We start from the raw sequence: 23,617 nt of genomic DNA on the forward strand, positions 1-23,617 counted from the left end.
TGAAAGTATTGTATTTTTGAATTGATTTTTTCAAAATTTGGGAAGCATAGCATCGCTACGTTGAGTAAATTTTGGAACAAACTATTCTAAAAGACTTAGTTTAACCCGAAAGGGAAAGTTTAAACAGCTTCAGTAGTTAAACTAAAAACAAATGCTGATATTTATGACATTGACTACATAACATTATTCCAACGTATTTTGGATAGTCAATGTCATAAAATCTGATTTTAATCCTCATCAATATCCATCAGCAAATCAATTTTATTTTTAACCAACTCTTTTAATTTCAAGCTCTTAAAGGTAAACCATTCTTGTCGGTAGTCACCAGCATTATCAATTGCGTTCTTAAATACCCTAAATGGTTTCTTCCCTTCTAGAGCATCGATAAGCCTATATTTTAGCCTTGACCTATCTGGCAATCTTTCAGTAAATTCTTCCATAATTTGAAAGTACTCACTTGAATGAGGTTTTTCAATGACGATGTATTCATCAATATGCTCTTTAATCTTATTAATATCATCTTCCCAAAACTCAGTTTCAAAATCGGGATTATTGTCGAAGTCGGGTAAAAAAAACCAGTTCGTTGGTTTGAATATGGACAAAACATTTAAAGCTCATATCCAACTGTTCGGCAATTTCTTTTAATTGTTCTTCTGTTAAAGTCATGATTTTAATTGGTTTTAATCTTATTTGTCAGCTAAAAATATATAGTTTATCCCAAGCCTCCAAGATAAATCATTCAAGAAAACTATGTTTTTAAAATTTTAATGCAACTTATTAATTCTGATTGTAACTTTGTTTACTTGGTATCAATCTAAAAGCCCAACCATTGTTTTCGCGATAAACCACGTCGTGTTTAATTATTAAAATATGCTACTAGCCATAGACATTGGTAATACCGACATAGTTTTCGGAATTCACAATCAACACGCATGGATTCATCAATTTAGGATTCCTTCGGATTCGTCTCGTCGTTCTTCTGATTTTGAAGCAAAGCTTCGCTTATTTTTCTTAGAAAATGGTTTAAAAATAAGTGAAATCAATTACTCGATTATTAGTTGTGTGGTACCTGATTTAAAAAGTACGCTAAAAGAAATGGTACAAGAAATGATAGGTATCGACCCTATTATTATTGGTCCAGAAATGTATGACCAATTGAAGATGGAGATTTTGAGTCCTTATGAAATTGGTACAGACTTAGTTTGTAATGCTACTTATGCTTACTATACTTATAAAAAAGCCTGTCTGATTGTAGATTTCGGCACAGCACTTACTTTTACGGTAGTCTCTGAGACTGGGAAGATATTAGGCGTGTCTATTGCTCCTGGGTTAAAAACAGCGGTAAAATCACTATTTTCCAATACAGCTCAGTTACCCGAAGTACCATTAGTCATGCCAGAATCCGCCATTGGCAAAAATACTGTTCATGCCATTCAAGCTGGTATCCTGTGGGGATACGTAGGGATGGTTCGTGAAATGATTATGCAAATCAAAAAAGAAGTTGGTCAAGATTGTTTAGTTTTAGCCACTGGAGGGCTTTCGTCCATTCTAACACCGCTACGAGACGAATTTGATGAAGTAGATAAACTACTTACGCTGAATGGTCTAAAAATCATTTCAGAGATTGTAAAATAGATTAAAATTTATTTTCTTAAACATGAGTCATCCCGAATTTTTCCTAAAATTATGCGTTTTGGAGACAATTTGTGAGGTTTTCTACTTAATTATCGTCTAGTCCTTACTTTTCTTTCCTTGATGAAAGAAAAGTAACAAAAGAAAATCAAGAATTCCTAAACTCGCTCCGCTCAAACAGTAGGAATTCGCTGCCCATCAATCGTAAAAAAGCGGTCGAAATTAGTTTTTCAACCGCTTTTTTATGATTTTGAAATTCGGGATGACTCATGTTTTTTATTTATGAAAATCTTTTTTATTTTTTCAAATTTACCTGCAACCTTTTTCTTTCACCCTGCATCTTAGTTACAAATTACTCCTTTTATCGTTCCCTTTTTTTTAGTTATGATATTGTTTCAACCATTTATCCTTTAGGGAAGCCGATTAAGTAGTTTGCATAACAAGGTAGTAGGTATAAAATTAATTTTGTTTCAATAATCATCCAAGATAATTTCAGTTTAAGCAAAAGTTTAGCCGATAAATCTAAAAACCTAAAATTCATTCATCATGAAAACAATTTTTTACACATTCCTTATCTTATTTAGTTTATCTACTATTAAGGTACAAGCTCAGGGGAAAATCTCTGGACAAATCACTGACGATAAAAGCAAAATTGTAGAATTTGCTACTATTACATTGTTGAACGCTAAAGACTCATCTCTTGTAAAAGGGGCTTTGGGCGATGTAAACGGTACTTTTGAGTTCGAAAAAGTAAATTATGGTACTTATATCATTAATATATCGCAATTGGGCTATAAAAAATATTATACGCCTAAATTCATTCTTTCGGCTGAGACTTCTAATATCAAACTATCAAAAATAGTATTATCTGAAGATTCTAAGCAACTAGGTGAAGTACAGGTAACGGCTAAAAAACCATTTATCGAACAACAAATAGACAAAACAGTCGTCAACGTTGAAAATTCAATTGTATCGGCTGGCAATACTGCTATTGAAGTTTTAGAGAAATCGCCAGGTGTTACGGTGGATAAAGACGGAAACATTTCGTTGAAAGGAAAACAAAATGTGATGGTAATGTTAGATGGCAAGCCAACGTATATGTCTGCTAGTGACCTAGCTAATATGCTTCGTAACATGCAAGCAACTCAGTTAGATAAGATTGAAATCATGACCAACCCTCCTGCCAAATATGATGCCGCAGGTAATGCAGGGGTAATTAATATCCGTTTAAAAAAGAATCAGAATACAGGGTTGAATGGTTCGGCGAATATTGGTTTAGGGTATGGCCCTTATAAATCTTTACCAAAAGAAAGTGCTGGGCTAAACTTAAACTATAGAAGTGGTAAAGTGAATGTGTTTGGTAACTTCTCTGCTAATGATAGAAAAAGCTTCCAAGATCAAACTATCAACCGTAAGTTTTTTGAAAATGGAAAAGTGATTTCTGGTTTCGACCAAGTGGGCAATAATGATAGAAGAAACTATTCTTTCTCTTACAAAATGGGTGCTGACTATTTCCTTGACAAAAAGAACACCATCGGATTTTTGTTCAATGGAATGAATGGAACTTGGAAAGAAGACTTAAACAACGAGACTCTAATCAAGAATGCAGCTGCTCAGTTAGATACTACGTCAAGAACATTAGGAGCAATCAACAACAATTGGGGTAATTATTCAACCAATATTAACTTCAAGCACGTGATTGATTCTACAGGCAGAGAAATAACTGCCGATTTAGATTATGCACGTTATGATGCCGACAATTCTATGAAGTATCGTACTTCAAAATATGATACTCAGAATATTTTACGCCAAACTAGAAATGAAGATGGTTTGACTGATTCTAAGATTAATATTTATTCTGCTAAAGTAGATTTAACGTATCCTATCAACAAAACATCAAAGTTTGAAACGGGATTAAAATCAAGCTATGTTCATTCTGGAAATAATATGAGTTTTGTGTTCCTAGTGGGCGATTTAAATACGCCTGTACTTGACCCAACGCGTACTCGTGATTTTGTTTACAAAGAAAACATCAATGCTGGATATATCAATTACTCAAAAGAGTTCAAAAAGGTAAGTATGCAATTAGGTTTGAGAGTTGAGAATACAAACGGACAAGGTACTTTATTAGGAAAAGAATTATTAAACAGACATTATACCAACCTTTTCCCAAGTGTATTTTTCCGTCAGAAATTAGCAAAAGATCATCAATTAGGTTACTCGTTCAGTCGTAGAATAGACCGCCCTAGCTACGAAGACTTAAACCCATTCTTATTCTTTCTTGATCCTTATACTTTCCAGAGAGGTAATGAATTATTGCAACCACAATATACGAATGCCTTTGAAGTATCGCATACCTATAAAGATGCCATTACAACAACTTTAAACTTCAGTAGAACCAATGGTATAATGACTGAAATTTTGGAACAAAACAATGCCTTGAAAACAACAAACGTAACTAAAATCAATATTGGTTATGTAGAAAACATGGGTATTTCGTTCTCAGTGCCTGTGCCAATTACAAAATGGTGGTTTAGTAATACATATTTTAATTTGTATAATAATCATTACGTAGGTGATATTCCTAAAACGACTATTAACTCAGATGGTACGTCATCGACTATCCTTCAACCTTTGGATGCTCGTGCTACTACTTATCAAGCTAATATGACGCACCAATTTACATTACCTAAAAAATACTCTTTAGAGTTAAGCGGTTGGTATATGTCTCCATTTGTTGAAGGACAATTAGCTGGTCGTCCAATGGGAGCTATGTCATTCGGTATTCAGAAAAAATTCATGAACGACAAAGCTACTTTGAAATTGAATGTTAACGATGTGTTCTGGTCGAATCAATTCAGAGGGTCATTCATCTTTAACGACATTGATGTACAAGTAACAAATAAATGGGAAAGCAGAGTAATTCGTTTGAATTTCTCTTACCGTTTCGGAAATAGTAAAGTCGCTGCTGCTCGTCAACGTAGAACTGGATTAGAAGATGAAAAGGGACGTGTAAAAAACAGTGGTAACTAAAATGATTTTTCATTACAGTGAAAAATAACTCGAAATCTATTGACTATTGAAAATTAAGAAAGGATGCCGTAACTGGCATCCTTTCTTTGTAATGAAGCTGTTTAAACTTTCCGTTTCTGAGGTGAAAGTATTGTATTTTTGAATTGATTTTTTCAAAATTTGCGAAGCATAGCATCGCTACGTTGAGAAAATTTTGGAACAAGCTATGCTAAAAGACTTAGTTTAATCCGAAACGGAAAGTTTAAACAGCTTCAATATATAAATTGCTACTTTGTGGCAACGTAAATGTTAGATGGCGTTAAGAAATCGAAAAAACGCTCTAACCAGCCTTTGTCTGCATCATTACTTTTAGTTTCTGACGCTTTCAAATTTGTCTTGGGGCTATTTGATTCTTCCAGAATCATCTCGGCCAATAAGGGATAATATTTCATAAATTTGTGTTGTTTAATGAAACGCGATTAATGATTATTGATACTCTAAACTGAGGATCACTTAAAAAGTGATAATCGTTAAATTCGAGTTAATTACTTGACTGACACAAAGTTACGAATAATAGCTTTAACAATTGCAAAAAATATAATTATTCCAATACATATTCTTTAAATACTTCAATTATATTTAATTATTCCTAGAAATCAACCATTTTTGATACCTATTATAGCTAACATTCTTCCTGTTTTCCCTTTTTCTTTTCTATGTGAAAAATAGTTTTCATTGTCTAATACAGTAGAGAATTTTGATATTTCAATGTGGTTAATTGGCACACCTAATGCTAGTAATTGTGCCTGATTGGCTTTCTTTAAATCAACAAAATACTTTGCCTTTTCTGTATCAAATCTTTTGAATTGGCTATCAAAATTTTGGGCAACCTCCTCGCCTACTTCAAAAGAACATTCATCAATACAAGTGCCTACGTAGGCGAAACAATCTTTCGGATTGGTGCCAAATGCTGTGGTCATTTGTGTAATTGTTTTACCAACAATTCCTAAAACCGTTCCTCGCCAACCTGCATGAATGGCGGCTACTACTTTTTGCTTAGCATCATAGATTAAAATAGGTGTACAGTCTGCAATAGTAACCGCTACATATACATCGGCTTGATTGGTAATTAGGGCATCAAAACCATCATAAGAACCTACCTTCGTTACTGTTAATACTTTATCTTCATGAATTTGATAAGAAAAAGCTACCTTTTCAGCAGAAAAACCCAAAGCTGCATAGAATTTATCTCTATTTTTATGCACATTTTCGAGCGAATCACCAGAATATAACCCTAAGTTTAAGGAATTGTATGGAGCCTCGCTAAAACCATTTTTACGAGTACTTTCAGCCGCTACCAGTGCTGTAAATTGTTCAAATATCTGAGGTTGGGTAAACATTTTTTATGGATTTTTATTTTTTGGACTTGAGGATTTTTAGACTGGAGGACTTGAGGACTGAAAAAATTGAAAACTTTAGACTAGAGGACTATAACTCCAAAATCCTATTGTCTTAAAATCCTAAAGTCTAACAGTCCTATAATCAATCCTAAACTCAAAAATGAAACTAATTTATATACTATCCTTTGTGTTATTAATAAGTTGTCAAGAAAAAAAAGCTTCCCAGCCTGCTGGCATAGCACTTTCCTTTGATGACCGATTTATTAAAGAATGGTATCAATTAAGACCACTTTTCAAAAAATACAACGCAAAAGTAACATTTTACGTTACACAACCCGATAGTCTTTCCGAAGAAGAAATCATTATGCTACGTCAATTACAAGCCGATGGGCATGAAATTGGTTGTCATGGCGCCATGCACGTAGGCTCGATAAGGTATGTTTGGGAACATTCTACGGATGAATACATGGAAAAAGAAGTTTTTCAAGCGCTTAGGACGATGAAGCGACAAGGATTTAATCCCACAACTTTTGCTCATCCAGGAGGCTCTCAAATTTGGTATATCGATAAAGAGCTATTAAAACACTTTAAACTTTTGAGAGACGTAGCGATAAAAGAAAGAAAAATAGCAGGTTTTACTTATAAACGAGCCGTTGAAAACATGGATGAAATATATCATCAATACAACGATAGCCCAAAGGTAAATGCCTTGTTGATTGATGTGGGTAATAATACGACGATAGAAGATATTAAAAAAGGATTAGCAAGAGCTCAGCAGGAAAACAGTGTAATGATGCTTTTTGGGCATCGCCCTTTGCGTATAATCACTCATAAACCAGAAGAATATGGTTTTGATATACATTTTTTAGAGCAAATCTTAGCAGAAAGTGCTAAATTGAAACTTCAATATTTTACAATGAACGAACTTCATTCAGGTTTATGAATTAACACTCATACGCTACATTAACACAAAAATTTTCAATGAAAAAACAAACTACCTTCATCACTACTATTCTTTTATCATTATCATTATCCACATTTGCCCAAGATAATGATTCAACTGTCATCCGCAAATTCTTTGATGAATCTCTTGCTCGTGGGAAATCTTACGAATGGCTTCGTGATTTAACCGCTAATGTTGGTCCACGACTAAGTGGCTCTGAAGGAGCTAAAAAAGCCGTACAATGGGGAAAAGCATTATTAGAAACAGGCGGTTACGACCGTGTTTTCTTGCAAGATGTAATGGTACCACACTGGGTACGTGGGGCAAAAGAAGAAGGTTATATTTTAAACGGTAAACAAAAAACAGCAGTACCTTTAGTAGCCTTAGGAGGGTCAATCGCTACGCCTAAAAAAGGAATCACGGCTGAGGTAATAGAAGTAAAGAACTTTCAGGAGCTAAGAGCATTAGGAAAAGAAAAATGCGCAGGCAAAATAATTTTCTTTAATCGGCCGATGGATCCTACCAAAATTAATACTTTTGAAGCGTATGGACAAGCAGGCGACCAACGTCGTAGTGGTGCTAACGAAGCTTCAAAATTGGGTGCTATTGGTGTAATTATTCGTTCGTTGAGTAGTACAGAAAACGATTATCCACATACAGGTTCAATGGCTTATGGAACAGGTGTTCCATTGATTCCAGCGGCAGCTTTAAGTACAAAAGCCGCTACTTTATTGAGTAATACCTTAAAGGAAAATCCTGCGACAAAGTTTTACTTCAAACAATCTTGTGAAACCCTTCCAGATGCGCCTTCTCATAATGTGGTTGCTGAAATTAAAGGTAGCGAACATCCAGAAGAAATTATTGTAGTAGGCGGACACCTAGATTCTTGGGATTTAGCTCAGGGTGCTCATGACGATGGTACAGGCATTGTGCAATCAATTGAAGTAGCTCGTTTGTTTAAAACCTTAAACATTAAGCCAAAGCATACTATTCGAATCGTATTATTTATGAATGAGGAAAACGGAACTCGTGGAGGAATTAAATATGCAGAGTTGGCTAAACAAAATAATGAAAAACACATTTTTGCTTTAGAATCAGATAATGGTGGTTTTACGCCTCGTGGTTTTGGGGTTCAAGGTGCTTCTGCGGAATTATTAACTAAAATCCAGTCGTACCGTACTTTGTTAGCACCTTATGGTCTACATGAAATTGAGCGTGGTGGTGGCGGTGTTGATATTGGTCCACTAGCACCCCAAGGAACGGTATTAGTAGGTTTTAAACCAGATGCTCAACGTTATTTTGAATATCATCATGCTTCAAATGACACTTTTGAAACCGTTAACCAACGTGAATTAGAATTAGGTGCGGCTTCGATGGCGAGTTTAATTTACTTATTGGATAAATTGTAGTAGGGTTTTAGCTTTGAGTAATGAGCTTTGAGCTTAATGATTATCCACATCTTTAAAAAATGTAATTATTGATTAAAGCAATTGAAATTTCAAGCCTTATCACTAGAGAGGGACTTAAGTCCCTCTCTAGTGATAAAACATTGATTATCAAATATTTAACAAATTTATAATTTAAAGTCACATAAATAAAAAATGCCTCAATCCGAAGATTGAGGCATTTTTTATTTATGTGAAGCAAGCGTTAATTAATGATTTAACAGTACATTATTGAAATAACTAATTTACTGATAATGAAAGCACTAAATCACTCAATTCCATTAATTAATCCAGCTAAATTTATATTCTAATTCAGGAACTTTAATACGGTCGGTTAAACGTGTCAGACGTTCTGGTAAACGCATCAAATAGTCTTGTGCTTTTGCAGCAGTACCATTTAAGCCAGTCATTGTTGATACATTCCAATCGTTCAATAAAATCTCTGTGATTTCGATATAGTCTTTTCCTGTATAAACCCCTAAACGCTGAGCAGCATCAGAAAAATGACCATATACACCACTTTTTTCACCATTCATTTCACGTAAAAAGTGTGCAGGCATTACAATTTTTTGTTTCATCATATCAGCAAAAGCAATCATCATTTCTGATGGATCAATTTCAAAAATACTACTGATAAAACTTTTGTAAGCTTTATGGTGACGCATCTCGTCGGCAGCAATCATTGCACACATTTTTGACAATGAATTATTACCATGCTTTTTAGCCAAAGAAGCCGTACGACGGTGCGAAATATTAGTTGCTAACTCTTGGAAAGAAGTATAAACAAACGTCTTGTATGGGTCGTCATCTGTTTTAATATCAAAGCCATCAGCAATTAAATGTTGTGTTGAGATTTCAACCGCTTTCATATTTACACGTCCAGAAAGGTATACATACTTGTTCAATAAATCTCCATGACGGTTCTCTTCTGCTGTCCAAGCACGTGTCCACCTTGCCCAACCTTGAGGTTCATGAACCATATCGACACCTTGTACTACCATAATTGATGATTCGTAAGTAGGCAAAGCTTCTTCAGTAATCATATCTCCAATCAACACTGCCCAATAATCATAAGGTAGTTCACGTGCAGCCTGCTGAATTTCTTTTACTTCATCAAAAAAAGTTTCTTTGCTAGCATCTGGTAAAAAATCAGAAGGTTGCCAGTTGGTATCTATAGGAATGAGGTACTTGTTCACAATGTCGTCCATATTAACGGCAAGGTGATTCATTACTTCAATTCTTTCATTTCGCTTTTCCATTTAATTGTTGTGGTTTGTGGACTAAGAGTATCGGTCAAAAGTTTTTTATCATCACAAAAATAGTTCCATTTTCGCTATAGAATTTTACAAAGATACTGAATAATATATAAATGCTAGAATGATAATTATCATTATTACCCTATATAATTTGGTATTATTCAGATTAATCTATAAATCTTTTAGTAATTGGATGATAACTGTCTACTCTTCTATCCCGTAAATAAGGCCAAGTTGAGCGATAATATTCCGTTTTAGCTAAATCTACTTCTTGAACATGCACTTCTTCTTGCTCGTGTGAACCTAAGTAAAGTAACGTTCCGAAAGGGTTCGCTACAAAACTTCCTCCCCAAAATTGTTGGTCAGCCTCACGTCCTACTCTATTAACAGACACCACATGAACACCATTTGCTACAGCATGAGAACGCTGTATAGTTTGCCAAGCATTATATTGCTCACGATTGGTATTAGCATCCGTTTCATTTGTATCCCACCCAATCGCTGTTGGGTAAAACAAGACCTCTGCCCCCATTAAAGCTGTAATTCTTGAAGCTTCAGGATACCACTGATCCCAACAAATTAATACACCAATTTTTGCAAATTTTGTTTGAAAAACTTTATATCCCGAATCTTCCGAAGAAGCATCTCCAGGGGTAAAATAAAATTTCTCGTAATATCCCGGGTCATCGGGAATATGCATTTTTCTATATTTTCCTAAATAAGCCCCATCAGCATCTAATACTGCTGTTGTATTATGGTACAAACCAGCTGCACGTTTCTCAAATAATGAGGCAATTATTACTACGCCCAATTCTTTGGCAACTTCCGAAAGTGTTTCTGTTGATGGACCAGGAATTGGTTCTGCCAAATTAAAATTAGCATGGTCTTCCACATCACAGAAATATAACGAGGTAAATAACTCTTGCAAACAAACAATATTAGCACCTTTTTGGGCTGCCTCACGAATGCCTTTAATTGCTTTTTGCATATTTTCCTGTACATTTTCTGTACAAGACATTTGGACGAGTCCTATGTTTACTTTTTTTGTCATTGATACTTACTTAAGTAATTGAGTGATTTAATGAATGGGTGATTTAGTGATTACACTTTCATTATCATTGAATTACCCGTTTTAATTATGTAGTTTAATTTTGATCTATTACTTAATTATCAAAACTAGAAGATAATGTTTACGAGACAAAATTACTGAAATTCCAATTCATTCATACATTTAAAATGTCCCAATGGGCATTTCTCATAACCAATCTTAGAACAGGGTCTGCACGCTAAATCTTTCACTTCAAGCGACACAAAATTAGTTTGATACGGATACATTCCAAACTCAGGCACTGTATTTCCCCAGATTGAAACAACTTTTTTCTTCAGTGCAGCCGCCACGTGCATCATTCCTGTATCATGCGTATATACAATGCTTGCTCTTTTAATCAACGAAGCAGATTGGTTTAAAGTACATTTACCACAGGTATTTAAGATTTGTTTATCTACTTTATTTTCAAAAGCAAGCATCAATTTTTCTGCTTGGTCAACATCTTCTTTTCCCCCAATCAACACAAGTGGCAAATCTATCTTCTCACACAATTCTATCATCTTAGGTAATGGCAGCTTCTTGGTTTCATGTTGCCCGCCAATGGCATATACAGCATAAGAATCTCTAAAGCTTGCAGGGAGCCATTCAACTGGCAATTCGTCTTTTGCTGGAATAAAATAGTCTAATCCAGCATTATCATTATTAATCCCTAAAGTTTCAACCGTTTTTAGGTTTCTATCAACTATGTGGACATTCGGCATCACATTTTTATTAAACTTTACCAAAAGCCATTTTTGAAAATTTAGTTTATCATAACTGAATGATTTTACGCCAAGTCTAAATTTGATAATCCTTGTTCTTAAATTATTATGCAAATCTATCACATAATCATAGCGTTCTGCTTTGAGTTGTTTTATCAAATCATTAAGGCTATTATCCAACAAATAATACTTATCTATGTAAATATTGGTTTCAACTAAAGTTTTATAAGATTTCTTCGTAACAAAATGCACTTCTGCATCAGGATATTGTTTTTTTAAACAGCGAATAACTGGAGTAGTTAAAATAATATCACCAATAGAAGAAAAACGAAGAATTAGGAATTTGGTCATGCAAATTGGGTGATTTTCAAGGAAGAATGTTCTGCAATTAAGTCAAAATCTGAATCTTGATGACAAATCTCAACCTTAAAATGAATAGCATAAGCAGCAATTAGGCAATCATTGGCTTTACGGATTGTTACTCCTTTTTGTCTTAAAGAGCGATAAAGGTTTGCGGATTCAATCGCTATATCAATGGGATTCAACACCAAACATCTAAAACTTAACAGAGAAGCTTTTAATCTTTCAAATTCTTGTTGGCTTTTTGTACCTTGCAGAATCTCTTGTAAAATTGTTGGCGTTATCCATAAAGGGTGATTATCAGCAATATATTCTCTTAGCAATAATGCTTGTGACGTTTTTTTGTGTTGTATTAATTGAATCCAAACCGAAGTATCAAAAATGATAGCGTGTTTCATTGACTTCTCCATTGTTCTAAATCGCCTTCCCAATCAATTCCTTTATCAATTAATGTCAATAAATCAACACGTTTCAAATACATTAAGTACTCTTTCAAAGCAATATTGACAATTTCTTTTTTAGAAGAAGCTGGTTTAAGTTGGCTAATCTCACGTAAGATTTCGTCATTTATTTCAATATTCGTTCTCATGATTTTCGGCTTTTAATATACAAAATTAACGATTTTTTAAGGTAAAGTCTTTAAAACATTTATTTCAATCAAAAAAATTGGGATGTTAGTTTTCCTAACACCCCAATTTATTATTTAAATCCTCCTGAATAAACCTCTTTGACAAAAATTCTATTAGCAAAACCTGAATTAATTTCAATCTTTTCGATTTGCTCTTGGTAAAAAGTTTCTCCGTAATAATCTTCAATCTGATATAAAATACGATGTGGTATAGCTCCACTATTAAGACTGATTAATTCTCGATAATCCTGAAAAATCTTTCGTTCAAATGATAGCTTTTTGCCATCTTCAAATGCTGTCTTCTCAGAAGAAATCACCCTAAATGTCTCTTTATCAATATACAAATGATATTCTGTTTTAGGAACAGAACGATTTTTTGAATTAAGTGTTTTCTCCGTATAAGTTAAATGATAACACAACCGTTCATCTATTGTGACATCATCTGATAGCTCATAATTCTCCCATAAGTCTAAACGAAATGAAGTAAGTAAATAGAGTGGGTCAAGATTAAGGAAAGTCTCCCAATAATCATCAGTATCTATTTTTTTCCATTTTTCACCTCTTATTCGGTCATCATGCTGCCACCCTTCTGCTTGATTTACAACCTTATAAAACAAATCTGGGTTTTTCTTTTTTAAGAGATAATTGGTAAAAGCACTCTCCCATTTTTCTTCATAAAAAGGCACGTTGCTATCTTCAAAAGATAATTTTGAAAGGGTATGTACTTTTTCAATTCCTTTTATGATTTGACCTCCGCCAAACCCTAGCATTACTTTTTCTAATATTTTAGCATTATTTTGGCTAGCCAGCGAATCAAGGACATTATTGCGTTTAGCTTTTGTCTTTTCTAAATATGCTAATCGATTATTTTTCTCTTGTTCCCAATCGGCAATATCTCTTTCTATTTTTTCAAAAAAGGCAAGTCTGGTTTCTTCTTTTTCATTAATCTCATCTTGCTGCATTTCAAAGCCTAGCTTTTTTAATTCACTAAAACGAGGCGTATGGGTACGTTTCTTTTTATCAACAAAAAAGCTATTATTGGTTCTCACAACTAGCTCGCGTCCCCATACTTTCCGCATATCATTTTTAATTAACAAGTCTGCGTAAAACAAGGCTTTTTCACGATTTTCAAGTAAGAAATACAACTGACTCAAATTGTTAGTGACGATAAATCTTATTTTAGTGTTTTCATCTGATTGCGGATATTTTACCAGAAGGCTTTCTAAATAGGCTAAATGAGGTAGCATTGCTTGTTCATCAATGCCCGATGCTAAGGTAACTTTTTTTAATTGTGCCGTTATTTCCTTTTCAAATTCAAGCATTTGCTTGTACTCTGGGTGTTCTACAGAAGTTAAAAACACAAAAGTCTCTTTACTTACTTGGGTATAATAGCCTAGTTTTTCATTCAGTTTTACTTGAATCTTATCTAAAGCAATATGTATTGCCTTTTCTATTTCATCACCATATTCGTTGTTTACTTCAATTTTATTTAAGCCTTTTTTTAAATCTTCTAATGTTGCAAAAGGATCTGATGTAACTATTTCGTTCGTATTGAATTCTTCTTTATAAATAGTTTGCGATTGACACTTCACTTCTACTTTAACAATCACCTTAAAGCTTGAATAAGGAACATAAGAAAATTTTAGCGTTTTTTTATTGAATATAGTATCTATTCTGCATTTTTGATATTCAGGAACAGGAATCGTCACAAAAATTTTAAGTTGCCCATTGTCAGCTTCTTTGATATAACCTTTTATGTTGAAAAAACTTTTCTTCAAACTTGGCTCGGAAACAGGTAAACGATTTCCTAATTGATAAAAAGTAGATTGCGTAAGGAAATTATCCAAACAACTATATTCTGAAGGAGCAATGCTTGGAATAATAAAGTTTTTTTTAGTAAACTTCACCTTGTCTTGTGAGAATCCGCTAATAAAACTAAAAAAAAGGACGATAAAGAGTATAGTTCTTTTCATATGGCAAAAAGAGAGTCCATCAAACTTATTTTGATGGACTCTCTTGTTTATTGGTTTATTTTTTAGCATCAAAAATCTGTACCGTATTATTCAAAATATAGAATACATTTTGAGTAGCAGGGTCAATTTCATAAACTGGTCTATCGTTTTTGAAAATCAATTTATCTACTTCTACTCCGTCAGTCTTTCTTACTTTTACCAATACTTTCTCACCAGTTTCTTCTTTAGCATAAATATACGAGAAGTCTCTGTTTTGTTTCATAGCTTTAAAACGAGATCCATATCTTGATGCCAATTGATTTAAAGCACCTGCACCCATTGCTGATGCATCCGCCATTGCCATTTTGCCCTTATCAGCTTCTCTAACAACCCCAAGGTCTCTCAAAACGCCATTTTCATCGCGCTGATACATTCTAATTTCCCCTCCTTCTAACACATTTTTAGCAGAGTTAACTCCAAGTGCGAAGCTACCTACCATTGAAGCTCCTTTAATCAACTGTCTGTTGCCTTCGCCTGGTTGTTTATATACTTTATGATATTTCACTTTACCATCTAGTCCTACACCCATTACCTCTACTGGGCCTGACAAAACAACACCCCAAGGGAACAGTTCTATACTATTTAGCTCTTTTTCATTTTTGATGTTAACTTCTGCAAAAGGTTCTGGTTTGTCTGCTATTGATGGGTCAAACTTATACAGCTTTTCGTCATTATAAACGATATAGGCGTTGGCAGCTTCATCATAATATGGTAAAACAGGTCTTTTTTCATTGAATTTGATGTTTCTTTTCCATAGTTTACGTCCACTTTTGTAATCCACCATGTTACCATAAGTACCCGTCAAATACATTACTTTATCACCAACTTTACCTAAGTAATAAATAGGATCTTCTTTTTCATCAGCAATTTCAATAAAGCTCTTCCAAAGTTTTTCTCCTTCTTTATTTATCAACATCATTTCGTTTTCAGCTACATAAAGGAAGTCTTTATCAATAGGAATAACACGCTTTAAACCATCACCTCGAGCATCCTTTTTCCAGATTTTTTCACCCGTCTTCAAATCAAAAAAGTTAAATCCACTATTATGAGCAATCAATAACTTTGTACCCCAGTCTTCTAAATATACTATTTTCTTTGTCTTGATTGACTCCTCCCAAATACTCTTTCCTGTTTCTGTATTCAGTACATTCAAATATTCTTTAGAAGACATCAAACCTTTGCTATTTACTACTACGATATTTTTATCGTTTTGTGTAGGAAAAAACTTGGTATATTCTTCTTGACCAGTCCAATTCAATTTACCCGTCGTTTTATTAAAAGAATACAATTTGCCATAAAGCAAATAGTATATCGTTTCTCCGTTGATTCTAGCAATGTTAGTATTAATAGATTGCTTTAAAGAAAAACTAAAAAAAGACCTTTCTTTACTTACCACTGAATTCCATTTCAATGTTCCTGTTTTGGTATCCAATAAGGCAATCGATACACTATTGCCATTTTGTAATGTCAATAAATATTCGTCAGACTCAGGAATAAAGTCAGATTGAAAAACTAAGAAAGGTTCTTTAGAAGAATTGTAAACTATTTTACCGCTTTCAGTATTGACAACCATGTATTTAGAGTTAATAAAAGCCTCTACATACGGACTATTAGCAACACTCGTTAGTTCTTTTTTCTCTTTGAAAAATTTACCAAATTCAGGGTCTGTCAAAATATCTTTTACAGAAGTTGCCCCAAAATCATCTTTGGTTAAAGTCCATACGATTTTTTTACTTTCTGCATCAATTCCTTTTAAAGTAGAACCTTCTTTAATGACGATAATACCAGTAATTTCATTTTGTACTAAATCTTGAATGTTACCTTCTGTTTGAAGAATGTGGTCGAATGAACGTTGGGCAAATGTGCCAAAAGAGCATAGCACAAGTAGGAAAGCAGATAAAAACTGTTTCATTAGTAGTAGTTGTTTAAAATATTAAGGAAAATTTATGGGATTAGAGTAGTATTTTCCACAATTCTCTCCTAATTGTTTTAAACAATAGATGATATTAAAGTGTAGATACTACTTAGAAACAAATATAAATAAAAACCTAAAAAAATCTAAATGTAAATCAATATTTAACTTTGAAATTATTATTCTAAACTTCGTAACAGACAATTCAAGGCAAATTTGATAACTTTGTTAATATTTTTACAAAAAACAAGTAAAATGCTAATTACAGTTGACGAGCAATCGTTAACTGATCATTAAAATCATGGCTGAACAAAAACAACAAGATACTGCTTCCACGCTAAAAGAAATCATTTCGCATGCCAAAGAATATGGCTTTGTATTTCCTTCTTCTGAAATTTATGATGGGCTACAAGCCGTTTATGATTATGGTCAAAACGGTGTAGAGTTGAAAAACAATCTTAAAACTTTGTGGTGGAAAGCCATGACGATGCTCAACGATAATGTTGTTGGGATTGACGCAGCCATTTTTATGCACCCGCTTACATGGAAGGCTTCAGGACACGTTGATTCTTTCAACGACCCAATGATTGATAACAAAGATTCTAAAAAACGTTATCGTGCTGACCAATTATTAGAAGCCAAAGCCGAATTTTACGAAGCTGAGGGAAGTCCTGAAAAAGGGAAAGCATTATTGCAAGAAATGGCACGTTTATTAGATGCTGGTGAATTGGATGGCGTTCGTCAATTAATTATTGATGAAAACATTAAATGTCCAATATCTGGTACAAGCAACTGGACAGAAGTACGCCAATTCAATTTGATGTTCTCTACCCAAGTAGGTGCAGTTTCAGAAGATGCTTCATTGATTTATCTTCGTCCAGAAACAGCACAAGGAATTTTTGTAAACTTCTTGAATGTTCAAAAGTCTGGTCGTATGAAAATTCCGTTTGGTATTGCCCAAATCGGAAAAGCATTCCGTAATGAAATCGTTGCGCGTAACTTCATTTTCCGTATGCGTGAATTCGAACAAATGGAGATGCAGTTTTTCTGTCGCCCTGGTACAGAAATGCAATGGTATAATTCATGGAAAGAAACTCGTTTGAAATTCCACCAAGCAATCGGTCTTCCTGCTGAAAAATTAAAATTCCACGACCACGAAAAGCTGGCTCACTATGCCAATGCTGCCGTGGATATTGAATACCAATTTCCTTTCGGATTTAAAGAAATGGAAGGTATTCACTCAAGAACAGCTTTTGACTTAACAGCTCACCAAACGCTTTCAAAGAAAAAACAACAGTATTTTGATGCCGACCTTGACGAAAATGGTAAACCTTATGGAAACTATATCCCTTACGTAGTAGAAACATCTGTAGGTGCCGACCGTCTGTTCTTGGCTGTCCTTTGTAATGCTTATACAGAAGAAACCGTGGGTGAAGGCGAAGCTGAAAAACAACGTACTTATTTGAAATTCCATCCATCGGTTGCTCCTATCAAAGCTGCTGTTTTGCCTTTAGTTAAAAAAGATGGATTAGCTGAAAAAGCACAAGAAATTTTCCATTCATTAAAACGTTCGTTTAATACCACTTATGATGATGGCGGTGCTATCGGAAAACGTTATACCCGTCAAGATTTAATTGGTACGCCTTATTGCATTGCTGTAGATTATCAAACAATGGAAGACGAAACCGTAACGATTCGTCACCGTGATTCAATGGAACAAGAAAGAGTGAAAATTGCTGAATTACGTGACAAAATTGGCTATGCTATCAGCATGGAAAGAGTATTTGAGCAATTATAATAATTGCCTAATAATCAACCTTTTGAAAGGCTTTTGAGAAATCAGAAGCCTTTTTTATTTGGGTATTCTACAATAAAAAATATATCTATACGTTATGTAGGTACATTTTCTATGAAGAAACTGATTTTAAACTCTTCTTACTTCAACTCCAGAATACATCTCTTGTGTTTCTCTTTTAGCACAAAACATTCTACTTTACAGTAAGTAATAATTGGCAACAAGTAATATTTTTCGTTGTTTTCTTCGTATTTTTCATAAGCATTATTTGCTCATTAAACCCATTTACAATTATGACCCAACCAATTCTACAAAACACTTTACAACAAAAAAACGTAGTACTTCAATATGGTAAAGACGCTTTGCTTGTAATAGTTGGAGTGCTATCAGCTAGTTTTGGGCTTAAAGGCTTTTTACTTCCAAACGATTTCTTAGACGGAGGTGTTACGGGTATTTCACTGTTAATCAACATATTAACAGACATCAATTTGCCTTTATTAATTATCATAGTCAACCTGCCTTTTATATGGTTGGCCTATACGCAAGTATCTAAAATTTTTGCTTTTAAAACTTTATTAGCCATTGGAGTACTAGCACTGAGTTTGACTTTCATTACATTTCCGATTGTCACTACAGACAAGCTTTTGATTGCGGTATTCGGTGGTTTCTTTTTGGGTGCAGGCATTGGACTATGTATTCGTGGTGGTTGTGTATTAGATGGTACAGAGGTTTTAGCCTTGTTTATTAGCCGTAAAACAGTATTGAGTGTGGGTGACGTTATCATTGTTATCAACGTGATTATTTTCTCTGCAGCGGCAATTTTAATCAGCGTAGAAACAGCCATGTATGCTATGCTTACTTATTTGGGAGCATCAAAAACCATTGATTTTTTAATTCATGGTCTTGAAGAATTTACAGGCGTAACCATCATCACAGAACATAGCGAGGCTGTCAGAAAAGTAATTATCGAAAAATTAGGACGCGGTGTTACCATTTTTAATGGTAAAAGAGGATTTGGAAAGAGAGGGCAATTAAACGAAGATTTAGAGATAATTTATACAGTCGTTACTCGATTAGAAATTCAAAAATTAACCGATGAAGTGGCCAATATTGATCAATCGGCTTTTATTATACAGCAAAGCATCAATGACGTAAAAGGTGGAATGATTAAAAAATTACCTTTGCATTAAAATAATTTGAAAATTTGAGGATTTGAAAATACATTAATCAATAATATCAAGTGAATTAAAAATAACATTGAAAATGTATTACTCAATAACATCAAGTGAATTAAAAAGGGTTTAATCTGTCCTAGGTTAAACCCTTTTTGATATTTTCATAAATAAAGAACTCCCAAAGAACCCTTTATAAAATAGTTTTTCTTCAAATTTCACTAACTGATAACAGCAATTATTCACGAAATTGGAAGGGACTTCTACATCAGAAACTACATTATCGGTTTTGATTAATCCTAATTTTATACCAAATCGCTGACTCAATCTTATTGTGAGAACTAAAGGTGACAAAAGCCATGTCCAATAAGAAGAGTAATCAATCTTTAGTAAATGTCGAGGTATCAATACTTCAAAATCGTTAATAATAAACCTGTGCTTTCCTCCTACTGCAATATCATGCGTACCCCAAAAAACATCAAAAGCATTATTATTTGAAATAAATATTCCGTCAGTATTTAATAAAGAATAAATCGTTTCAAAAGTCTTGTTGATTAAGTCTCTCTCAAGACAATAAAACACATCATTACAAACGATTACGTCAAATTTATTAAATACACCAAGCTCATTCAAATCTTCTATATTCAGTTTTTGTACATTTAATTTTCTTTCTTTACAAAAGAAAATGGCAGCCTCTGAATAGTCTATCCCTTGAATATTTTGGTAACCTTTTTTTATCAAAAAACTCATTAATCCCCCCGTGCCACAACCAATATCCAAAATACTGATATTGTCATTGTCAGGATATTTTTTGACTATTTCAGCTAATACTTTTTCATGTAATATTCTATACCACCAAAGTTTCTCTTCGGCATCATACATCATTTTGTATTCTTCAACACTACTATTTAGCATAGTTTAGTACTTTATATTTTACTGAATATTGTGGATAATTGTTTTGTGTTAAGAACATTCTACCCATGTATTCTCCAATAATGCCCAATGACATTAATTGTATTCCTCCAAAAAACATAAAAACTGTTATGGAATATTCAGACAATATGCCCCATATATCTAATCCAAAAAGTAATAGCGAAACCACAATAAGGAAAAAGCCTGAGAGTAAAATAAACCTAGCAGGTAGGATTGAGTAACCAAAAATGATTGTCAGAAAAAGTACTGATAGTTTACTAAAGGTATAATTAGAATGTCCTTCTTCTCTTTCTGAATGTTCCACATGCACACTGCCTACTTGGGAAACTACGCTAAAAATAATGCCATCGATATAAGGAAATGGACCTTTGTACTGACAAATTTCATCTACAATATCTTTCTTGATTAATTTAAAACTTGAAAGATAGAGCCCTTTGGGTTTATTTAATAGATGGGTTGCTAATTGATTCACCAACCAACTTCCAAAGTTTCTAAAAATACTATGTTTTTTGTCTGAATAATATGTATAAATTACTTCAAGTCCTGTTTTTTGAGCTTCTTCTAGTAGCTTAATAATTTCGGAGGGCGGATTTTGGAAATCATCATCAATCATCACAGCATATTCGCCTCTAACATGGTTTAAACCACACATTACAGCATTGAATTCTCCAAAGTTTTTTCTGAGCGAAACAAACGTAACATTGCTGTATTTTTTGGATAATTCTAAGCACACATGCTCTGAGTTGTCGGGGCTACCGTCGTTGACTAACACAATTTCAAAGTCGTATTGATTTAATTCTTCATGAAGTTTTTCAATCAATTTACCAATGGTCTTTGCACCTTTGTAAACTGGAATGACAACCGATAATAACATAAAAAATGGGATTAGAAAATATTTATAGTTTCAATGATATATGTGATTTCGTTTTCAGTCAATGAGATGTTTAGAGGGATACTAACAACCTCTTTATGTATTTTTTCTGAGATAGGCAATGATACTCGATTCCATTCGGTAAAAGCTTTTTGCTGATGCGGCGGGATAGGATAATGAATATCAGTACCTATTCCTTTAGATAACATATATTTTACAAAATCGTCTCTTTGGGTTGTCCGTATGACAAACAAATGCCATACATCATCCTCAAGCGTATCATTAGGGGGCAATATTATTTTGTCATTCTTGATATTATTGAGGTATAAAGAAGCTATTTTTCGTCTGTAATGATTATCCTCTTCCAATTTTCGTAGTTTCAAGCTTAATATTGCTGCCTGAATCTCATCTAGTCTGCTATTTATTCCTTGATAATCAAATACGTATTTTTTGCTGGATCCATAATTTCTTAAAGCCATTATTTTTTCAGCCAACGCATCATCGTTGGTTGTAATAGCGCCAGCATCGCCCAGTGCTCCTAAGTTTTTAGAAGGATAAAAACTAAATCCAGCACCATCTGATAAATTTCCTGCTAGTTTTTCCTTGTATTTAGCCCCATGAGCCTGTGCGGCATCTTCAAATACACGTAGATGATGCTTTTTTGCTATCAGATTAATCGCCTGCATATCACAGCATTTTCCGTAGAGATGCGTAACCAGAATAGCACTTGTTTTGGATGTTATTTTTTGCTCAATGTTAGCTGAGTCAATTAAATAAGTTTCCAAAGAAGGTTCTACTAAAACGGGAACATAGCCAGCATGTTTAATGGCTAGAATAGTAGCAATATAAGTATTAGAGGCAACTAAAATTTCTGCTTCCAGAGGAAAGGCACAAGCTTTAAGGATGATTGTTAAAGCATCCAAGCCATTTGCAACGCCCAAACAATATTTTACGTTACAAAACTGAGCAAAGGCTTCTTCAAAAGCCCTTCCCTTCTCTCCTAGTATATACCATCCCTTCTCTAAAACTTCATCAAAAACTTCTTTGATTTCCAGCTCAAAAGGCTTGTTTATGGCCTTTAAATTAAGAAAAGGTATTTGCATTTTCTTTTTGTTGTATTATTTCATAAGGTTCGTCGATATAATCACTAGCATCGTATAGCTCGTTGGCTAAAACTAATAGAATACATGACTCAGAAAAAGAATCCATAATGTGCCAATCCTCAGGTTCAAGGATGATGCACTGATTAGGGGAACTTAAAAAATATTCTTTTTCGCTCTTCCCATCATTAATATAAATTCTACAAGTACCTGTCAAACAGGTAATTGCCTGCCAAGTTTTTTTATGGCGGTGCCCACCCCTCACCTTGCCTTCTCCACAGTGAATATAAAAAACCCTTTTTATACTGCCAGGAAGATGCTTTTCAAAAACGGTTAGAGAGCCTGATTCAGAATCAAAACATTGTAATTCAAGAAATTTACTCATTGAAATTTTGTTTTCCACCAAAAGTCATCGGAAATTATGTAGAATAAAATCCAATTGCATTGATGATTTGATTAATAATATTCTGAATTGGATAAATGTGATGTGATAATTGTTTTTAGTTTAAAATAAACTAAAAACGGTTTTCATTGTTGGTATAAAATTTATTTTTTTATACCTAAAAGCAGTTACTTCAAAGATAAACCCCAAAACTTAATTTTCCAAAATCAGGCTATCAATTTAATAACGAAATCGATACCAAAATTCATATTTCAAAGGGTATTATAGTGTCTCTTTAAAAGAGGGTAAACAAAAAATAGTTGATTTATTTAGTTTAGTGCCTTGTTACGTTACTTTCTACCAGACATAAGAAAGCAGTAATCCAATCAAAAGGACTACTGCTTAATAAAAATATAATATATAGATTTAGAGTTTTTTTACTTGGTATATTTCCCCACAATTTTTCTGATAGAGGAGGATTTAATCATATTCATTTTCCTTCTGGCAATAGGTGCATACAAATTGTTGTCCATGATGATGGTATTATCTTTACTAATATATTTCACAACGTATTTAGGATTAATGATGTATGACTTGTGTACTCTTAAAAATCCTTGAGCATTCAATTCATCTTCAAAGGCATTAATACACTTTGCAAACAAGGAATTCGTTCCATCCTTCAAGTGTATTAGGGTATAATTCCCGCTGGCTTCCAACATAATTATCCTATCTATTCCTATGAATATCTTTCTTTTTAAATCAACGGTTAGTTGTATTTTTGGGCGAGGTATTAAAAGTGACATACGCTATCTATAGTTGGTGGTTAGAAAAACTATTCAAGTTCCTGTCTGTTTAGTCGTAGAAAGGCGTTATGATGGTAACAAAATCTTTTATTTTTTTATTTATGAATACCGTTTTGTTTCAACCTTCGTTTAAAATGAATTAATAAAAGATT

Annotated in this window: 21 protein-coding genes; 6 read left to right on the forward strand and 15 right to left on the reverse strand. The window is 33.6% G+C overall.

Annotated elements, in window-relative coordinates; translation table 11 throughout:
- Positions 1-227 precede the first annotated feature (227 nt).
- Positions 228-602, reverse strand: coding sequence for a UPF0158 family protein (locus tag VB264_RS06505; RefSeq protein ID WP_323247789.1), 375 nt, complete (start codon positions 600-602; stop codon positions 228-230).
- 268 nt (positions 603-870) lie between these two features.
- Here VB264_RS06505 and VB264_RS06510 point away from each other — a divergent pair, with 268 nt between their 5' ends.
- Together VB264_RS06510 and VB264_RS06515 are read left to right on the forward strand one after the other, a co-directional pair.
- Positions 871-1,635 (forward strand): type III pantothenate kinase, encoded by a 765-nt coding sequence (locus VB264_RS06510; protein ID WP_323247790.1) that lies wholly within the window; start codon positions 871-873, stop codon positions 1,633-1,635.
- A 543-nt stretch (positions 1,636-2,178) separates the two neighbouring features.
- A complete protein-coding gene (locus VB264_RS06515; protein ID WP_323247792.1) occupies positions 2,179-4,665 on the forward strand; it encodes an outer membrane beta-barrel protein in 2,487 nt (828 codons plus the stop codon).
- Between the two features lie 266 nt (positions 4,666-4,931).
- Here the strand turns inward: VB264_RS06515 and VB264_RS06520 are convergent, their stop codons facing one another.
- Together VB264_RS06520 and pgeF are read right to left on the reverse strand one after the other, a co-directional pair.
- The gene (locus VB264_RS06520; RefSeq protein ID WP_323247794.1) at positions 4,932-5,096 is read right to left on the reverse strand and encodes a hypothetical protein; all 165 of its coding nucleotides are present in this window, start codon (positions 5,094-5,096) and stop codon (positions 4,932-4,934) included.
- Between the two features lie 204 nt (positions 5,097-5,300).
- Positions 5,301-6,044, reverse strand: a complete 744-nt coding sequence (gene pgeF, locus VB264_RS06525; RefSeq protein ID WP_323247796.1) for a peptidoglycan editing factor PgeF — start codon at positions 6,042-6,044, stop codon at positions 5,301-5,303.
- 160 nt (positions 6,045-6,204) lie between these two features.
- Between pgeF and VB264_RS06530 the strand changes: the two genes are divergently transcribed.
- Together VB264_RS06530 and VB264_RS06535 are read left to right on the forward strand one after the other, a co-directional pair.
- A complete protein-coding gene (locus tag VB264_RS06530) occupies positions 6,205-6,987 on the forward strand; it encodes a polysaccharide deacetylase family protein (protein ID WP_323247798.1) in 783 nt (260 codons plus the stop codon).
- 38 nt (positions 6,988-7,025) lie between these two features.
- Entirely contained in the window at positions 7,026-8,396 is a 1,371-nt protein-coding gene (locus VB264_RS06535) for a M20/M25/M40 family metallo-hydrolase (RefSeq protein WP_323247799.1), read from the forward strand.
- 317 nt (positions 8,397-8,713) lie between these two features.
- On the opposite strand, the gene VB264_RS06540 is transcribed toward VB264_RS06535, so the two are convergent.
- From VB264_RS06540 to VB264_RS06570, 7 genes are all read right to left on the reverse strand, one after another.
- On the reverse strand, positions 8,714-9,691 hold the full coding sequence (locus VB264_RS06540; RefSeq protein WP_309912031.1) for an acyl-ACP desaturase: 978 nt from the start codon (positions 9,689-9,691) through the stop codon (positions 8,714-8,716).
- Between the two features lie 163 nt (positions 9,692-9,854).
- Positions 9,855-10,739 carry a carbon-nitrogen hydrolase gene (locus tag VB264_RS06545; RefSeq protein ID WP_323247800.1) on the reverse strand — a complete coding sequence of 295 codons (885 nt, stop codon included), beginning with the start codon at positions 10,737-10,739 and terminating at the stop codon, positions 9,855-9,857.
- Between the two features lie 152 nt (positions 10,740-10,891).
- Complete coding sequence (locus tag VB264_RS06550) at positions 10,892-11,848, reverse strand: glycosyltransferase family 9 protein (RefSeq protein WP_323247803.1); 957 nt, start codon at positions 11,846-11,848, stop codon at positions 10,892-10,894.
- Positions 11,845-12,267: a type II toxin-antitoxin system VapC family toxin gene (gene vapC / locus VB264_RS06555; RefSeq protein WP_309994532.1), complete on the reverse strand. Its 423-nt coding sequence runs from the start codon at positions 12,265-12,267 to the stop codon at positions 11,845-11,847. The genes VB264_RS06550 and vapC overlap by 4 nt, the downstream gene beginning before the upstream one ends.
- Positions 12,252-12,446, reverse strand: a complete 195-nt coding sequence (locus VB264_RS06560; protein ID WP_309912035.1) for a type II toxin-antitoxin system VapB family antitoxin — start codon at positions 12,444-12,446, stop codon at positions 12,252-12,254. The genes vapC and VB264_RS06560 overlap by 16 nt, the downstream gene beginning before the upstream one ends.
- Before the next feature lie 110 nt (positions 12,447-12,556).
- Entirely contained in the window at positions 12,557-14,458 is a 1,902-nt protein-coding gene (locus VB264_RS06565) for a hypothetical protein (protein ID WP_323247805.1), read from the reverse strand.
- 55 nt (positions 14,459-14,513) lie between these two features.
- Complete coding sequence (locus VB264_RS06570) at positions 14,514-16,409, reverse strand: outer membrane protein assembly factor BamB family protein (protein WP_323247807.1); 1,896 nt, start codon at positions 16,407-16,409, stop codon at positions 14,514-14,516.
- A 301-nt stretch (positions 16,410-16,710) separates the two neighbouring features.
- On the opposite strand from VB264_RS06570, the gene VB264_RS06575 reads away from it, so the two are divergent.
- Complete coding sequence (locus VB264_RS06575) at positions 16,711-18,207, forward strand: glycine--tRNA ligase (RefSeq protein WP_323247809.1); 1,497 nt, start codon at positions 16,711-16,713, stop codon at positions 18,205-18,207.
- Positions 18,208-18,497: 290 nt separating this feature from the next.
- Positions 18,498-19,394, forward strand: a complete 897-nt coding sequence (locus VB264_RS06580; RefSeq protein WP_323247811.1) for a YitT family protein — start codon at positions 18,498-18,500, stop codon at positions 19,392-19,394.
- Between the two features lie 126 nt (positions 19,395-19,520).
- Here VB264_RS06580 and VB264_RS06585 read toward each other — a convergent pair whose 3' ends face one another.
- From VB264_RS06585 to VB264_RS06605, 5 genes are all read right to left on the reverse strand, one after another.
- Complete coding sequence (locus VB264_RS06585; protein WP_323247813.1) at positions 19,521-20,291, reverse strand: class I SAM-dependent DNA methyltransferase; 771 nt, start codon at positions 20,289-20,291, stop codon at positions 19,521-19,523.
- Positions 20,281-21,183 (reverse strand): glycosyltransferase family 2 protein, encoded by a 903-nt coding sequence (locus VB264_RS06590; protein WP_323247815.1) that lies wholly within the window; start codon positions 21,181-21,183, stop codon positions 20,281-20,283. Before VB264_RS06590 ends, VB264_RS06585 begins: the two co-directional genes overlap by 11 nt.
- Before the next feature lie 11 nt (positions 21,184-21,194).
- On the reverse strand, positions 21,195-22,283 hold the full coding sequence (locus VB264_RS06595) for a DegT/DnrJ/EryC1/StrS family aminotransferase (protein WP_323247817.1): 1,089 nt from the start codon (positions 22,281-22,283) through the stop codon (positions 21,195-21,197).
- Entirely contained in the window at positions 22,264-22,665 is a 402-nt protein-coding gene (locus VB264_RS06600; protein ID WP_323247819.1) for a sugar 3,4-ketoisomerase, read from the reverse strand. Before VB264_RS06600 ends, VB264_RS06595 begins: the two co-directional genes overlap by 20 nt.
- Positions 22,666-23,099: 434 nt before the next feature.
- Complete coding sequence (locus tag VB264_RS06605; protein ID WP_323247821.1) at positions 23,100-23,465, reverse strand: LytR/AlgR family response regulator transcription factor; 366 nt, start codon at positions 23,463-23,465, stop codon at positions 23,100-23,102.
- Between the last annotated feature and the right edge of the window lie 152 nt (positions 23,466-23,617).

Origin of the sequence: Arcicella aquatica (genome assembly GCF_034928825.1) — a bacterium.
GTDB classification, from domain to species: domain Bacteria; phylum Bacteroidota; class Bacteroidia; order Cytophagales; family Spirosomataceae; genus Arcicella; species Arcicella aquatica.

Bases quoted from the DNA above. Each gene is read 5' to 3' on its own strand.
- VB264_RS06565 (WP_323247805.1), bottom strand. From the start codon at position 14,458: ATGAAAAGAACTATACTCTTTATCGTCCTTTTTTTTAGTTTTATTAGC.
- VB264_RS06535 (WP_323247799.1), top strand. From the start codon at position 7,026: ATGAAAAAACAAACTACCTTCATCACTACTATTCTTTTATCATTATCA.
- VB264_RS06575 (WP_323247809.1), top strand. From the start codon at position 16,711: ATGGCTGAACAAAAACAACAAGATACTGCTTCCACGCTAAAAGAAATC.
- VB264_RS06510 (WP_323247790.1), top strand. From the start codon at position 871: ATGCTACTAGCCATAGACATTGGTAATACCGACATAGTTTTCGGAATT.
- VB264_RS06605 (WP_323247821.1), bottom strand. From the start codon at position 23,465: ATGTCACTTTTAATACCTCGCCCAAAAATACAACTAACCGTTGATTTA.
- VB264_RS06600 (WP_323247819.1), bottom strand. From the start codon at position 22,665: ATGAGTAAATTTCTTGAATTACAATGTTTTGATTCTGAATCAGGCTCT.
- VB264_RS06585 (WP_323247813.1), bottom strand. From the start codon at position 20,291: ATGCTAAATAGTAGTGTTGAAGAATACAAAATGATGTATGATGCCGAA.
- VB264_RS06590 (WP_323247815.1), bottom strand. From the start codon at position 21,183: ATGTTATTATCGGTTGTCATTCCAGTTTACAAAGGTGCAAAGACCATT.
- VB264_RS06545 (WP_323247800.1), bottom strand. From the start codon at position 10,739: ATGACAAAAAAAGTAAACATAGGACTCGTCCAAATGTCTTGTACAGAA.
- VB264_RS06595 (WP_323247817.1), bottom strand. From the start codon at position 22,283: ATGCAAATACCTTTTCTTAATTTAAAGGCCATAAACAAGCCTTTTGAG.
- vapC (WP_309994532.1), bottom strand. From the start codon at position 12,267: ATGGAGAAGTCAATGAAACACGCTATCATTTTTGATACTTCGGTTTGG.
- VB264_RS06540 (WP_309912031.1), bottom strand. From the start codon at position 9,691: ATGGAAAAGCGAAATGAAAGAATTGAAGTAATGAATCACCTTGCCGTT.
- VB264_RS06520 (WP_323247794.1), bottom strand. From the start codon at position 5,096: ATGAAATATTATCCCTTATTGGCCGAGATGATTCTGGAAGAATCAAAT.
- VB264_RS06570 (WP_323247807.1), bottom strand. From the start codon at position 16,409: ATGAAACAGTTTTTATCTGCTTTCCTACTTGTGCTATGCTCTTTTGGC.
- VB264_RS06580 (WP_323247811.1), top strand. From the start codon at position 18,498: ATGACCCAACCAATTCTACAAAACACTTTACAACAAAAAAACGTAGTA.
- VB264_RS06530 (WP_323247798.1), top strand. From the start codon at position 6,205: ATGAAACTAATTTATATACTATCCTTTGTGTTATTAATAAGTTGTCAA.
- VB264_RS06550 (WP_323247803.1), bottom strand. From the start codon at position 11,848: ATGACCAAATTCCTAATTCTTCGTTTTTCTTCTATTGGTGATATTATT.
- pgeF (WP_323247796.1), bottom strand. From the start codon at position 6,044: ATGTTTACCCAACCTCAGATATTTGAACAATTTACAGCACTGGTAGCG.
- VB264_RS06515 (WP_323247792.1), top strand. From the start codon at position 2,179: ATGAAAACAATTTTTTACACATTCCTTATCTTATTTAGTTTATCTACT.
- VB264_RS06560 (WP_309912035.1), bottom strand. From the start codon at position 12,446: ATGAGAACGAATATTGAAATAAATGACGAAATCTTACGTGAGATTAGC.